This is a genomic window from Rugamonas brunnea (assembly GCF_014042345.1).
Taxonomy (GTDB): Bacteria; Pseudomonadota; Gammaproteobacteria; order Burkholderiales; family Burkholderiaceae_D; genus Rugamonas; species Rugamonas brunnea.
The window spans coordinates 16,488-30,425 of record NZ_JACEZT010000013.1; the positions used below are offsets into that span (position 1 = coordinate 16,488).

General features: G+C 67.1%; 15 protein-coding genes. 9 read left to right on the forward strand and 6 right to left on the reverse strand.

Annotation, left to right across the window (positions count from 1 at the left end; all coding sequences use genetic code 11):
* Nucleotides 1-100: 100 nt before the first annotated feature.
* The 5 genes from H3H37_RS18350 to H3H37_RS18370 all read left to right on the forward strand — a co-directional run bounded on the left by H3H37_RS18350 (nt 101) and on the right by H3H37_RS18370 (nt 3,545).
* The gene (locus tag H3H37_RS18350; protein WP_182165160.1) at nt 101-586 is read left to right on the forward strand and encodes a CinA family protein; all 486 of its coding nucleotides are present in this window, start codon (nt 101-103) and stop codon (nt 584-586) included.
* Between the two features lie 135 nt (nt 587-721).
* Nucleotides 722-1,450: a P-loop NTPase family protein gene (locus H3H37_RS18355; RefSeq protein ID WP_182165162.1), complete on the forward strand. Its 729-nt coding sequence runs from the start codon at nt 722-724 to the stop codon at nt 1,448-1,450.
* A gap of 3 nt (nt 1,451-1,453) precedes the next feature.
* Complete coding sequence (locus H3H37_RS18360) at nt 1,454-2,056, forward strand: hypothetical protein (protein WP_182165164.1); 603 nt, start codon at nt 1,454-1,456, stop codon at nt 2,054-2,056.
* Between the two features lie 74 nt (nt 2,057-2,130).
* Nucleotides 2,131-2,448, forward strand: coding sequence for an ArsR/SmtB family transcription factor (locus H3H37_RS18365; RefSeq protein WP_182165166.1), 318 nt, complete (start codon nt 2,131-2,133; stop codon nt 2,446-2,448).
* Entirely contained in the window at nt 2,445-3,545 is a 1,101-nt protein-coding gene (locus H3H37_RS18370) for a cation diffusion facilitator family transporter (protein ID WP_182165168.1), read from the forward strand. The genes H3H37_RS18365 and H3H37_RS18370 overlap by 4 nt, the downstream gene beginning before the upstream one ends.
* A gap of 92 nt (nt 3,546-3,637) precedes the next feature.
* On the opposite strand, the gene cysK is transcribed toward H3H37_RS18370, so the two are convergent.
* Nucleotides 3,638-4,570, reverse strand: a complete 933-nt coding sequence (cysK, locus tag H3H37_RS18375; RefSeq protein ID WP_182165170.1) for a cysteine synthase A — start codon at nt 4,568-4,570, stop codon at nt 3,638-3,640.
* Nucleotides 4,571-4,654: 84 nt separating this feature from the next.
* Nucleotides 4,655-5,194: an FKBP-type peptidyl-prolyl cis-trans isomerase gene (locus H3H37_RS18380; RefSeq protein WP_182165172.1), complete on the reverse strand. Its 540-nt coding sequence runs from the start codon at nt 5,192-5,194 to the stop codon at nt 4,655-4,657.
* A 93-nt stretch (nt 5,195-5,287) separates the two neighbouring features.
* Between H3H37_RS18380 and thpR the strand changes: the two genes are divergently transcribed.
* Complete coding sequence (thpR, locus tag H3H37_RS18385) at nt 5,288-5,800, forward strand: RNA 2',3'-cyclic phosphodiesterase (protein ID WP_182165175.1); 513 nt, start codon at nt 5,288-5,290, stop codon at nt 5,798-5,800.
* A gap of 34 nt (nt 5,801-5,834) precedes the next feature.
* On the opposite strand, the gene tcdA is transcribed toward thpR, so the two are convergent.
* Complete coding sequence (gene tcdA / locus H3H37_RS18390) at nt 5,835-6,713, reverse strand: tRNA cyclic N6-threonylcarbamoyladenosine(37) synthase TcdA (RefSeq protein WP_229218908.1); 879 nt, start codon at nt 6,711-6,713, stop codon at nt 5,835-5,837.
* A gap of 130 nt (nt 6,714-6,843) precedes the next feature.
* Between tcdA and pdxH the strand changes: the two genes are divergently transcribed.
* On the forward strand, nt 6,844-8,022 hold the full coding sequence (gene pdxH / locus H3H37_RS18395) for a pyridoxamine 5'-phosphate oxidase (RefSeq protein WP_182165179.1): 1,179 nt from the start codon (nt 6,844-6,846) through the stop codon (nt 8,020-8,022).
* Between the two features lie 113 nt (nt 8,023-8,135).
* Nucleotides 8,136-9,401: a class I SAM-dependent methyltransferase gene (locus H3H37_RS18400; RefSeq protein WP_182165181.1), complete on the forward strand. Its 1,266-nt coding sequence runs from the start codon at nt 8,136-8,138 to the stop codon at nt 9,399-9,401.
* Here the strand turns inward: H3H37_RS18400 and H3H37_RS18405 are convergent.
* From H3H37_RS18405 to msrA, 3 genes are read right to left on the reverse strand one after another with little or no spacing between them, the layout of a single operon-like run.
* Nucleotides 9,350-11,632 carry a PAS domain-containing hybrid sensor histidine kinase/response regulator gene (locus H3H37_RS18405; protein WP_229218909.1) on the reverse strand — a complete coding sequence of 761 codons (2,283 nt, stop codon included), beginning with the start codon at nt 11,630-11,632 and terminating at the stop codon, nt 9,350-9,352. The genes H3H37_RS18400 and H3H37_RS18405 overlap by 52 nt on opposite strands.
* A gap of 13 nt (nt 11,633-11,645) precedes the next feature.
* Nucleotides 11,646-12,689 carry an HD domain-containing phosphohydrolase gene (locus H3H37_RS18410; protein ID WP_182165184.1) on the reverse strand — a complete coding sequence of 348 codons (1,044 nt, stop codon included), beginning with the start codon at nt 12,687-12,689 and terminating at the stop codon, nt 11,646-11,648.
* Nucleotides 12,690-12,710: 21 nt separating this feature from the next.
* Nucleotides 12,711-13,262 (reverse strand): peptide-methionine (S)-S-oxide reductase MsrA, encoded by a 552-nt coding sequence (gene msrA, locus H3H37_RS18415; protein WP_182165187.1) that lies wholly within the window; start codon nt 13,260-13,262, stop codon nt 12,711-12,713.
* A 139-nt stretch (nt 13,263-13,401) separates the two neighbouring features.
* Between msrA and H3H37_RS18420 the strand changes: the two genes are divergently transcribed.
* Complete coding sequence (locus H3H37_RS18420) at nt 13,402-13,905, forward strand: flavin reductase family protein (RefSeq protein WP_182165189.1); 504 nt, start codon at nt 13,402-13,404, stop codon at nt 13,903-13,905.
* Nucleotides 13,906-13,938 lie beyond the last annotated feature (33 nt).

Here is a 13,938-nt window from a genome sequence, read left to right on the forward strand (position 1 = left end):
ACGGCACTGGCACGGGCCAGTGCGGCATGGTAAAGTGAACTCAGGCCGTGACGAGGAGACCGTCCCGCATCCGACAGACTCTGCCGTGAAGGAGCATATCGTGACCACCCCCACCATCATCGAACTGGCCACCCGGGTCGGCCAGGCGCTGCAACAGAAAGGCTGGCTGCTGACGACGGCCGAATCGTGCACGGGGGGCGGTATCGCCCAGGCCATCACCGAGATCGCCGGGTCCACCGGCTGGTTCGACTGCGGCTTCGTCACCTATTCCAACGCCTCCAAGACGGAGATGCTGGACGTGCCGGCCGCGCTGATGGCGCAGCTGGGCAGCGTGAGCGAGGAAGTGGCGGCTGCCATGGCCAATGGCGCGCTGGGCGCCAGCAACGCCCATGTGGCCGTGTCGGTGACGGGCATCGCCGGTCCCACCGGGGCCGTGCCGGGCAAGCCGGTGGGCACGGTGTGCTTTGGCTGGTCCGATGGCAACCAGGTGCGCACCGAGCGCCTGGTGTTCCCTGGCGACCGCCAGGCCGTGCGCGAACAGACGGTGGTCCATGCGCTGCGCGGACTGCTGCGCTTCATCGACTGAGTCATCGCCTGAGTGCATTGCCGGCCGCCACGGCCCGGTTGCTATCCGCTCCCAAAACAATTACCCTCGACGCTGTGCGACGCGCCCCGCGGTGGCCGCACGTCCGAAGGAATCACAGACTCAGGGAGTATTTTGATGCAAAACACGGTACATTTCATTCTCCAGGGCAAGGGCGGCATCGGCAAGACGCTGGTGTCGACCATCCTGGCCCAGTGGATCGCGGGCAAGGATGAAACGCCGCTGCGCTGTTACGACACCGACCAGGAAAACGCCACCTTCTCGCGCTACAAGGCGATGGCCGTCAAGCACGTGCCGGTGATGACGGACACGCGCAACATCGACCCCAAGCGCTTCGACGCCCTGATGATCGACATCCTGGAGGAAGACGGCAACTGCGTGATCGACAACGGCGCCAACACCTTCTCGCCGCTGATGGGCTACCTGATCGAGAACGACTGCTTCTCGCTGCTGGAGGAATCGGGCCGCAAGGTCTACATCCACACCATCGTCGGCGGCGGCGACACGCTGCACGACACGGCCATGGGCTTCGTGTCGACGGCCAAGTCGACCAATGTGCCGCTGGTGCTGTGGGAGAACGAGCACTTCGGCCTGCTGCAGTCGGCCTCCGGCAAGCAGTTCACGGAATCGCAGACCTATGCCGACAACGCGGCGCGGGTCAAGGGCCGCGTGGTGCTGGCCCAGCGCAACGCCGACACCTTCGGCGCCGACATCAAGAAGATGAACACGGCGCGCATGACGGCCAACGAGGTCAAGGAAAGCGACAAGTTCAATGTGATGGAGAAGCAGCGCATCAAGGTCGTGTTCCGCGACCTGTTCGAGCAACTCGACAAAGTGCAGTGGTAAGCCATGGACCAGCACAAGCTGCGCAGCCTCGTCTTTGAAAAAACCGGTGTGCGGATCGACGTCGACGATCCCATCTTCGCGCTGGTGGCGCTGAACGAGGCGGTGCTGGAGGAGACCGTGGAACGCCACGTGGCGCTGATCGAAGCGGCCTCGCGCGACTTGGCGCAGCACGCACGCGCGGCCGGCGGCCTGACGGAGGCGGCCGCATTGCCAGCGGTGGCGGCACCGGCGGCAGCAGGGGGGCCAGCGTCGTCATCGGCGGCGGCCGGCGCCAGCATGGCGGCCGACGCGTCCCCCATGCCTTTGGCCGCGCAGGCGCCATCGCCGGTGTCCACAGCGGACGCGCCCACGGCTGGCGCCTTCTCGCCGCGCGAATGGCGCTTGCTGGGCGCGGCGGCGGCCGTGTCCATGCTCAGTGCCCTGCTGGTGCTGGGCGGCCAGGCCCTGTTCTTCAAACCCGTCCCGCCCCCCGCACCCATCGTGCAAGCCAAGAGCCTGACAGCCGAACAACTGCTGGCCATCCAGAACGGCGAAAAGCTGGCCAAGGCCGTGCAAAAGCTCGACCCCAAGGCCCGCAATCTGGTGCAGGCGGAAATGCAGAAATAACCTGACGTTCCGACGTCAACTGCTATCGCGCGCCGTTTTCTGCTAACATATGAACACCTATTCATATGTTAGCCATGAAATCCTACGCTGAATCCGATCCCGCCATCGCGCAACTGGCCGATTTGTTCCACTTGCTGGGCGACCCGACGCGCTTGCGCATCGTGCTGGCCTGCCTGACCACGCCGGTGGCGGTGAGCTCGATCGCCGCGTCGCTGCACCTGAGCGGCTCGCTGGTGAGTCACCACCTGCGCCTGCTGCGCGCGGCCCGCATCGTCAAGTCGGAACGGCATGGCAAACAAGTGTTCTACACCGCCGCCGATGGCCACATCAGCGACGTCCTGTGCGATATGCTCGAACATATCGCCGAACCTACTCCAGGAAGCGAAGCATGAGCCGCCACCACGATCACCACGGGCATGACCATGCTCACCACGACCACCAGCATGGCCACGGCCATAGTCACGGTCACGGCCACCATCACCACCACGGCGACCCGACCACCCACGGCCGCGCGTTCGCCATCGCCATCGTGCTCAACAGCGTGTTCGTGGCGATCGAATTCATCTACGGTTTCATCGCCAATTCGACGGCGCTGATGGCCGACGCCGGCCACAACCTGTCGGACGTGCTGGGCCTGATGCTGGCCTGGGTCGCGGCCATCCTGGCCAAGCGCCTGCCTGATGGCCGCTACACCTACGGCATGCGCAGCAGTTCGATGCTGGCCGCGCTGTTCAATTCCATGCTGCTGATGCTGGCCTGCGGCGCCATCGCGTGGGAAGCGGTCCAGCAATTGCTGCATCCGTCCCCGGTGGCGGGCGTGACGGTGTCGGTGGTGGCGGCCGTGGGCATCGCGATCAATGGTTTCTCGGCCTGGTTGTTCATGGCCGGCAGCAAGGACGACATCAACATCCGCGGGGCCTACCTGCACATGGCGGCCGATGCCGCCATCTCGCTGGGCGTGCTGCTGGCCGGCCTGGCCGTGATGTACACGGGCTGGAGCTGGCTCGACCCGCTGGTCAGTATTTCCATCGTGGCCATCATCGCGTGGAGCACCTGGTCGCTGCTGAAGATGTCGCTGCGGATGATGATGGCAGCCGTGCCCGATGGCGTGAACCATGCCGACGTGGAGCGCTTCCTGCGCGGCCGCGACGGCGTGACCGACATCCACGACCTGCACATCTGGGCCATGAGCACCACCGAGACGGCCCTGACCGTGCACCTGGTGATGCCGTCCGGCTATCCGGGTGACGTGGCGATGGACGCCATCACCGCCCAGCTCAAGCACGACTACGCTATCCACCACTGCACGCTGCAAATCGAGCAAGGCACCACCGTCCACGCGTGCAGCCTGCACGACCATGGCGAGCCGGCTGCGGCCAGCCATGCCCACGATCACGATCACGATCACGATCATGAGCATGATCACGGGCATGACCACGGGCATCAGCACAACCAAGGCCATGCACACAATCACGGCCACCAGCATTAAACGCAGCCACTAAGCACAGCCACTAAGCACAACGGCCGGCATGCAAGCCGGCCGTTGTTCGTTGCGGCGCCCTGGTGGCGCCACTTCCTTTCTTAGTCCGCGAGGTTGGCGTACAGCGGCGTGCTCAGGTAACGCTCACCATACGACGGCACGATCGTGACGATCATCTTGCCTGCGTTTTCCGGACGCTGCGCCACCTGCATGGCGGCCCACAGCGCCGCGCCGGCGGAAATCCCCACCAGCAAACCTTCCTGCCGGGCCGCGTCGCGCGCCGTGGTGAACGCGTTATCGTTGCTGACGCAAACGACTTCATCGTAGACCTGGGTGTTCAGCACGCCCGGCACGAAGCCGGCGCCGATGCCCTGGATCGGGTGCGGCCCCTTGGTGCCCTTGGACAGCATGGGCGACGCCTCCGGCTCCACGGCGATGCACTGGAAGCCGGGCTTGCGCGCCTTGAGCACTTCGCCCACGCCGGTGATGGTGCCGCCGGTGCCCACGCCGGCCACCAGGATGTCGATCCGGCCGTCAGTGTCGCGCCAGATTTCCTCGGCCGTCGTGCGGCGGTGCACGGCGGGATTGGCGGGATTGTTGAATTGCTGCGGCATCAGGCAGCGCGGGTCGGCCGCGCACATTTCCTCGGCCTTGCGGATGGCGCCCAGCATGCCTTCGGCGCCCGGCGTGAGCACCAGTTCGGCGCCATAGGCGCGCAGCAGCATGCGCCGCTCGCGGCTCATGGTGTCGGGCATGACCAGCGTGCAGCGGTAGCCGCGCGCGGCGCACACCATGGCCAGCGCGATGCCAGTGTTGCCGCTGGTGGGTTCGACGATGATGGTGTCGGGCCGGATCTGGCCGGCCGCTTCGGCGGCCTCGATCATGGCCAGGCCGATGCGGTCTTTCACGCTGTGGCCAGGATTGGCGTATTCCAGCTTGGCCAGGATTTGCGCGCCGGCGCCGGCGGCCAGGCGGTTCAGGCGTACCAGCGGGGTGTTGCCGATCAATTCGGTGATGTCGTTGGCGATTTTCATTTGTTGTTCTCCGCGGGTGGAATTCGAATCAATAGTCTACCGCTTTTTGTTGCACGCGGGAGCGGTAGCCGCGCTCGCTGCGCCTTATTTCACGTCCACCAGTTCGACCTCGAACAGCAGTGCGGAATTGGGAGGAATGTCGCCACCGGGGGCGCCGCGCGAACCGTAGGCCAGGTCGGCGGGGATGATCAGGGTGCGCTTGCCACCCACCTTCATGCCCTGCACGCCCTGGTCCCAGCCTTTGATGACGCGGCCCGCGCCGAGCGGGAATTCCAGCGGCTCACGGCCGGGGTCGCGCGACGAGTCGAACTTCTTGCCACGGAAATTGCGCGCCAGCGGGCGGTACAGCCAACCCGTGTAATGGACGCGGACGGTGGCGCCGGTCACGGCTTCCTTGCCGTGGCCGACCTTGGTGTCGGTGACGATCAGCTGATCGGCCAGCGGACCGGGGCTGGCCGACCCCGGCACCACCGGCGCTGCGGCTGGCGCGGCGGCCGGCGCGTCGGCGGCCGGTGCGCTGGCAGGTTGCGGCTGCACCTGTGCCTGATCCTGGGCCTGGGCTGGCATGGCCGCCATGGCGACACTGGCGCTGCAGAAAGCGAGGGTAATCAAACGACGCATCATGTTGTATTCTTTCGGTCAGAGTTGGACTTGGCCGCGCACGGCAAGCCGGGGCGTCAAGACGGAGCGGCATTATCATAGCAAAACCTGCCATTTATGCACGACGATACTGGACCACAGAAGTTGTTTTTCGCGCTCTGGCCCGAGCCGGCCGAACGCGATGCGCTCGCACCATGGCAGACGCTGGTGCGCGGACGTCCGGTGGTGACGGCCAACCTGCATTTGACGCTGGCCTTCCTGGGCTGGCAGCCGGCGGCGGCCGTGGCGCCGCTAATGGCCATCCTCGACGGCCTCCGCGTGCCGCCGCTGGAACTGGCGTTCGATATGGTGGGCTACTTCAGCGGCCAGCGCATCGCCTGGGCCGGCATGCGCGCACCGCCGCCGGCGCTGCTGGCGTTGCAGGAACAATTGATCGCCGCGCTGGCGCAGGCCGGATTTTCAGCCGACAGCCACGGGCCATTCCGCCCGCACGTGACGCTGACGCGCCACGCGCCCGCGCCGGAAGTGCAGATCGCCACGCCCGTCCATTGGCGCCACGCGCAGGTGGCGCTGATGCGCTCGGGGACACCGGACGGCGTGTACCGCGTGCTGCGCGCGAGGCGAAGCTAGTCCGCCCGCGTCGGCGCGGAGGGTGAAGTGAAGATCAGCCGGCGGTGGCGGGCGTTTCGGCCACCGTTTCGGCCACAGCGTCGGCCTCCGCGTCGCCCGCTGCCCCGGGCGCCACGGCCACGCTGTCGGCCAGCTTGCGCAGCATGTGGCTGGCCGCCACCATGCCGAAGCTGGCCGTAACCACCATGGCCGAACCGAAGCCGGCGCAGTTCAGGCCCGTCACGCCGCCACGGTCGTCGCCGTCCACGGCGCACGCCTCGCCCGATTCGGGGAACTTGAGCGGTTCCATCGAGAACACGGCGTCCACATTGAACTTGTTCTTGGTGCCACGCGGGAAGCCGTACTGGTTGCGCATCAGCTTGCGCACGCGCTTGAGCAGCGGTTCCTGCTCCGTGCGGGCCAGGTCGCGCACCTGGATCTGGGTCGGGTCGGTCTGGCCGCCGGCGCTGCCGATCATGATCAGCGGGATGGCGTGCGCACGGCAGTAGGCCAGCAGCGCGGCCTTGGCCTTGGCGCTGTCGATGGCGTCGAGCACGTAGTCGTAGCCTTTGCCGCCTATCATCTGGTCCAGGTTGTCGGGCGTGATGAAGTCCTCCACCTGGTGCACCTGGCAATACGGGTTGATCTGGGCGATGCGCTCGGCCAGCGCCGTCACCTTGGCCTGGCCGACGGTGGTCGTCAGCGCCTGGATCTGGCGGTTGATGTTGGACTCGGCCACGTTGTCCAGGTCGATCAGCGTGAGCTGGCCGATGGCGCTGCGGGCCAGCGCCTCCACCGCCCACGAACCCACCCCGCCCACGCCGATCACGCAGATGTGGGCATGGCGGAAGCGCTCGAGCGCGGCGGCCCCGTACAGCCGCGCGATGCCGCCGAAGCGGCGCTCGAAGTCGACCTCGTCGCCAATAATTGGCATGCTATTGATATCGGTACTGTTCATCCCGCCATTTTAACGGACGTGCTGCCGAAATTATTTTAGAATGCATTAGTTGGCAGCCAGTCAACTCCTGCCGACCTCCCTCCACGCGCCTTTTCCGAGACCATCCATGAGCATTTCCCTGATCGATACCGCGCCCGATTTCAACCAGCCGATCGCTGTCCTCAAACACTGCCACGATCGCATCCGCAAGCAACTGCAAACGCTGCAGAACCTGCTGGGCCACCTGCCCCAGCATGGCGCCGACACGGCCGCCCAGAAGGCGGCCGAAGCCATCCTGAAATACTTCGACAACGCCGCCCCGCTGCACCATGGCGACGAGGAGCAAGACCTGATGCCCATGCTGCAGGCCACGGCGCGCGGCGCCGACGCGGCGCTGCTGGCGGCCGTGGTGCCCGGCATCCTGGCGGATCACGCGCGCATGGACGCGGAATGGACTATACTAAAATCGCAACTTGATAAAATTGCCAACGGTAGCAGCACCGCCCTGTCGGTCGAGGATGTGAACCGCTTCAGCGAAGCCTACGCGGCCCACATGCTGACGGAAGAAACCCAGATCGCGCCGATGGCCAAGCGCCTGTTCACGGATGAGCAGATGGAATTGCTGGGCCAGGCCATGCAGCGCCGGCGCGGCATCGTCCCCACCAGCGCGCAGACGCTGGCCGATCTGCGGCTTGACTACGGTCTGGCCAGCCTGAGCGAGGAGGACGTGCTGGCCAACCCGATCGCGCAGTTCTCCAAGTGGTTCGACGAGGCCCTCAACGCCCAGGTGGCCGAGCCGAATGCGATGAGCGTATCGACCGTGGACGCGGACGGCAAACCGACGTCGCGCATCGTGCTGATCAAGCAGTACGACGAGCGCGGCTTCACGTGGTACACGAATTACGACAGCCAGAAGGGCCAGCAGCTGGCCGCCAATCCGCATGCGGCGCTGCTGTTCTTCTGGAGCGAGGTGGAGCGCCAGGTGCGCATCGAAGGCCGGGTCGAGAAAACCTCGGCCGAGGAAAGCGACAAGTATTTCTACAGCCGGCCCGTCAAGAGCCAGCTGGCCGCGCTGGCGTCGAAACAAAGCGCGCCCATCGCCAGCCGGGCGCAGATGGAGGAAAACTATGAGGCCGTGGCCCAGGCCGAGGGCGAGCAGCCCAAGCGTCCCGATTACTGGGGCGGCTATCGCCTGGTGCCCGAGCGCATCGAGTTCTGGCAAGGCCGGCGCTCGCGCTTCCACGACCGCATCGTGTATGTGCGCCAGCCCGACGGCTCGTGGCTGAAGCAGCGCCTGCAACCCTGACCCCGCCCCGGCGGGGCCGGGATGACAAACAGGGCGCCGCTGACGGGCGGGCACGGCTGGACAGACGTTTCTGAACCTGGGACGGCGCCGCCGTCCCTCACCCGGAGGCTACCGTGTTCCTGCAAAACCGACTCAGCAGCTGGATCGCCAGCATCCGCCAGCAAATCGCCCTGCCCCTGCGCATCGAATTGTGGAACGGACAGCGCATCGATTTTTCGCACGAAGCGCCGCGCGTGACGATACGCCTGCCGCGCGCCTCGGCCGCACGCTACCTGCTCACACCCTCGCTGTCCAACCTGGGCACGGCCTACGTGGAAGGGGCGATCGAGGTCAAGGGCAAGGCGCGCGACATGATCGCCGTGGTCAACGCGCTGGCCCGCACCACCCTCAAGGCCGAAGGCAAATTCGCCCGCATCGCGCGCAGCATCAGCCACGACCGCGACAAGGATGCCAAGGCCATCCGCTATCACTACGACGTCTCCAACGAGTTCTACCAGCAGTTCCTGGACCCGAACATGGTGTATTCCTGCGCCTATTTCGAATCGGGCGAGGAAGACCTGGCCACGGCCCAGCTCAAGAAGATCGACCACATCCTGGCCAAGATCGCCCTGCGGCCGGGCCAGCGCCTGCTCGACATCGGCTGCGGCTGGGGCGCGCTGGTGATCCGCGCGGCCCAGCGCTACGGCGCCCGCTGCGTCGGCATCACGCTGTCGGAAAACCAGTGCGCGCTGGCGCGCGAACGGGTGCGCGCGGCCGGGCTTGAGCACCTGGTCGAAATCCGCCTGCAGGATTACCGCGACGTGCGCGGCCAGTTCGACCGCATCACCAGCGTGGGCATGTTCGAGCACGTGGGCCTGCGCCACCTGCCGGCCTACTTCGCCACCATCCGCGACCTGCTGGCCGACGATGGCCTGGCCATGAACCACGGCATCACCAGCACCGATCCGGACAACGGCGAGACGCCCTACGGCGGCGGCGAATTCATCCAGAAATACGTGTTCCCGCACGGCGAACTGGCCCACCTCGGCCAGGTGCTGAAGGCCATGCAGCAGGGCCAGCTGGAAGCGTATGACGTGGAGAACCTGCGCCGCCACTATGCGCGCACCTGCGCCCTGTGGACCGAGAATTTTGAGGCGCACGCCGAGCAGGTGCGCACGCTCGGCGGCGAAAAGCGCTTCCGGATCTGGCATGTCTACCTGGCTGGCTGCAGCTATGCGTTCGAACAGGACCTGATCAGCCTGTACCAGATCGTGTGCGGCAAGGCCGGCCGCTCCGCCGCCACCCTGCCCTGGTCGCGCCGCTACATGTATGCCGCGTCCGGCGCCGCTCAGCCGGCGTTGGGATCGCCGCCGTCCAGCACCGCCCTGAGCGCGTCGTAGACCTGCGCCAGGGCCGGCTCCAGCCGGGACGCCGCCGCTTGCGCCTGGGCCATGCCCGCGCCGCCCTCGCGGCAGGCGCGCAGGCTGGCCGACAATTGCTCGGCGGCCGCCAGCGCCCGCGCCGCGCCGAAGTTGACCAGCACGCCCTTCAGGCTGTGCACAGCCCGCGCGCTGCGCTCCGGGTCGCCGGCCGCCAGCGCCGCCGTCAATTCCCGCCACAGCTGCGGACCATCGTCGAGGAACAGCACGGCCAGCTCATGCAGCAGGTCGGCGTCGCCGTCCAGCCGTTGCAGGGCCGCGCGCCAGTCGAGCACGCGCTGGGCCGGCTGCGGCCGGTAGCGGGCCAGCATGTCGGCCAGCGCGGCGCTGTCGACCGGCTTGGCCAGGTAATCGTCCATGCCCGCTTCCAGGCAGCGCTCGCGGTCGCCGGCCATGGCGCGCGCCGTCATGGCGATGATGGGCACATGGCCGCCGCGCTCCAGCTCGCGCTGGCGCAGCTGGCGGGTCGCGGCCAGCCCGTCCAGGCCCGGCATCTGCACGTCCATCAGGATCAGGTCGTAGCGCTCGCGCGCCGTGCGTTCGAGCACGGCCAAGCCGTTGTCGGCCAGCGTGACCTGGTGTCCCAGCTTTTGCAGCAGCCGCAAGGCCAGCCGCTGGTTGACGGGATTGTCCTCGGCCAGCAGCACGCGCAGGCCCTCGCCGCTGGCGCCGTCCAGTGGCGGCGGCATGGGCTCGGCACCAAGCGGATCGGGGCGCGGCACCTGCACCCGCAGTGGCGGCAACGGCGCCACCAGCGCCACGCCCGTGTGCCTGAGCGGCACCGTGAAGCTGAACGTGCTGCCGGCGCCCGGCGTGCTCTCGACATCGAGCTGGCCCTGCATCAGGATCACGAGGCGGCGGCAGATGGCCAGGCCCAGGCCCGTGCCGCCATACTGGCGCGTGGTGGAACCGTCCACCTGGGCAAAGGCGTCGAAGATCATGGCCTGTTTTTCGGGCGGCACGCCGATGCCCGTGTCGCGCACGGCGAAGCGGATCTCGCAGCGGTCGTCATGGTCGCGCACCACCGACAACGCCACCACCACGCTGCCCGTGGCCGTGAATTTGATTGCGTTGCCCACCAGGTTGACCAGCACCTGGCGCAGCCGGCCCGGATCGCCCTTGACGATGCGCGGCAGCTCCGGCGCCAGTTCGCATTCCAGCGCCAGCCCTTTCTGGCGCGCGCGCAAGTCCATGGCGCGCACGGTGTCGACCACCATCTGGCGCACGTCGAACGGCACTTCCTCGATGTCGAGCTTGCCCGCCTCGATCTTGGAAAAGTCGAGGATGTCATCCACGATATGCAGCAGCGCATGGGCCGACGCTTGCACCAGCGCCAGGTCGGCGCGCTGGGCCGGCGTCAGTTCCGATTCCAGCACCAGCTCCGTCATGCCGAGGATGCCGTTCATGGGGGTGCGGATCTCGTGGCTCATGTTGGCCAGGAATTCGCTCTTGGCCCGGCTGGCCGCCTCGGCCGATTCCACGGCCCGCTGCATGGCCTGGCGCGCCGCGCGCTGTTCGCTGATGTCGATGAAGTAGCCGAGCATGTAGCTGCGCCCGCCGCTGGTGATCACGTTGCGGCTCACCAGCACGTCGACCGGCGGGTCGAAACCGGCCAGGCGGCGCTCGCTGGTGACCATGCGGCCGCTGTCCCACGCTTGCGCGTCCTCCTGGTGGGTCAGCTCGGCCCAGCGCGGCGAGGCGAAATCGTCGATGGTGCGGCCCAGGATCTCCACCCGCGAGCGCTGGGTCAGCTCCTCGAAGCGGCGGTTGAAACGCAGGAAGCGGCCCTCGCGGTCTTTCAGGAACACGGGGATAGGCAACTGGTCGAGGATTTGTTCGGTCAGCGCCTGCTGGCCGCCGCCCGGCTCCGCTTCGTGCTGGTCATCGAGGGCCTGGGCGCGGCGCGCGGCCCGCTTGTCGCGCCAGGTGCCCACGTTGCCGCGCTGCTGGCGGTTCTCCTTGCGCAGCAGGGCGTTGGCCTGGCGCAGCCGCTCGTTCTCCGCTTCCAGCTCGCGCAGCCGGGGTTCGATGCCGGGGTCGGCCCGCTCGGCCTGGGCGATCAGCGCCAGCAAGCCGTTGGCCAGCGTGGTTTCGCCGATGGCGCGCAGGTCGGCCAGGCGCTGCTGCATTTCCGCCTCGTCGGCCGCGTTCAGCGCGCGCCGCACCAGCTGGACCAGGCGTTCGTACTGCATGGCTGGCGCCGGCTCAGGCCGGCGTCCCCTCGTCCTGGTAGCGGGCGCGGATGGCCTGTACCGCGTCCCAGCGCCGCAGCAGCGCATCCACGCATTGCGGATCGAAGTGGCCGCCGCGGTTGTCGAGCAGGTGCTGGCGCGCGGCGTCCATGGTCCAGGCTTGCTTGTAGGGGCGCACGCTGGTGAGCGCGTCGAACACGTCGGCCACGGCCACGATGCGGCCCACCAGCGGGATACCGTCGCCGGCCAGGCCGTGCGGATAGCCGGCGCCATCGTAGCGCTCGTGGTGGCTGAGGGCGATCTGGGCCGCCAAGCGCAGCATGGGGGCCTGGCAATCCTTGAGGATCTGGTAGCCGATGGCCGCGTGCTGGCGCATGATGACCATCTCCTCCGGGTTGAGCCGGCCCGGCTTGAGCAGGATGTGGTCGGGCGTGCCGACCTTGCCGATGTCGTGCATGGGGGCCGCGTTCAGGATGTCCTGCTGCTGTTCCAGCGGCAGGCCCAGTTCGGCCGCGATCAGGCACGAATAGTGGGCCATGCGCTGGATGTGGGCGCCCGTCTCCGGGTCGCGGTATTCGGACGCGCGGCACAGCAGCATGATGGTTTCCTGCTCGCGCGCGCGCAGCTCGGCCGTGGCCTTGCTGACCTCGTCGGCCAGCCAGCTGGCGCGGTGCCGCAGGCTCACGCTGGCGCGCCGCAGCGCCAGCATGTTGCGGGTGCGGGCCAGGAACTCGACCTTGTCGATCGGCTTGATGAGGAAGTCGCTGGCGCCGTTCTCCAGCGCCCGGTGCCGCACTTCCACGTCCACGCTGGCCGTCACCATCAGCACGGGCGGACGCTCGTCGACGGGCGCTTGCAGGCCGGCGATCAGTTCCAGTCCGTTCAGGTCGGGCATCATGTAGTCGACGATCAGCAAGTCGTAGGGATTGCTGTTGCACCAGGCCAGCGCCTCGCGCGCCGACTGGAAAGTCACGGTGCCCACGCCATCGAGCTTGTCGATCAGGCGCGACATGAGCACCAGGTTGATGTGGGTATCGTCGACGATGACTACCTTCATGGGCGCTCCGCGGTGCTGGGCTTACTTGCGGCGGTCGCCGAAGGTCTTGCGGAACTTGGCCACCTTGGGCGCCACCACGAAGGCGCAATAGCCCTGCAGCGGATGCTGGCGGAAATAATCCTGGTGATAATCCTCGGCCTTGTAGTAGGGCTGGGCCGGCGACAGTTCCGTCACGATGGGCGCGTCCCACACGTGGGCCATGGCCGCGATCACCTGGCGCGCCGTGGCCTCCTGTTCCGGCGACTGGTGGTAGATCACGGAGCGGTACTGGGTGCCGACGTCGTTGCCCTGGCGATTCAGCGTGGTGGGGTCGTGGATGGTGAAGAAGATTTCCAGCAGCTCGCGGTAGCCGATCACGGCCGGGTCGAATTCGAGCTTCACCACTTCGGCGTGGCCCGTGGTGCCGCTGCACACCTGCTCGTAGCTGGGATCAGGCTGGGCGCCGCCCGTGTAGCCGGACTCCACGTGCAGCACGCCGTCCACCTCCTGGTACACCGCTTCCAGGCACCAGAAACATCCTCCCCCCAGCACCGCCGTTTCCGTCGCGGCCGCCGCCCCCGTGTTACTCGTCATGACATCCCCTGCTCGTCGGCTGTTCGATGAGACTAACTGTAACGCAAACGGCGGGGCCGCGCACCTATTACAGAAAACGCGGTGATTGCCATGGCCCCTGTGATTCTTTGGCATAATGACGGAAAGATACAGGCTCACCATGAACACTAGCTCCCCGCGCGCCCCCGCGCCCACCTTCGACACCGGCCACTTCCGCCAGGCGTTGGGTCAGTTCGCCACCGGCGTCACCGTCATCACGACCCGGCTGGCCGACGGCAGTTTCCGTGGTTTGACGGCCAGTTCCTTCAATTCGGTCTCGCTGACGCCGCCGCTGGTGCTGTGGAGCCTGGGCACGAACGCCAACAGCATGCCCATCTTCAGCGGCAATTCCCATTACGTGATCAACGTGCTGGCGGCCGACCAGGCCCATCTGGCCAAGCTGTTTTCCACCCGCGGCGATTATCCGTGGGACACGGTGCCGTACGAGCTGTCGCGCACCGGCCAACCCATCCTCACGGGCGCCTGCGCGTGGTTCGAGTGCCACAACCGCAGCCGTTATCCGGAAGGCGACCACGTGATCTTCGTGGGCGAGGTCGAGCATTGCGAATTCATCCCGCGCCCGCCCCTCATCTTCCACGGCGGCCAGTTCCACAGCCTGGCCTGAGCGCGGCCCGCGTCGCCATAAAAAAACCCGCCG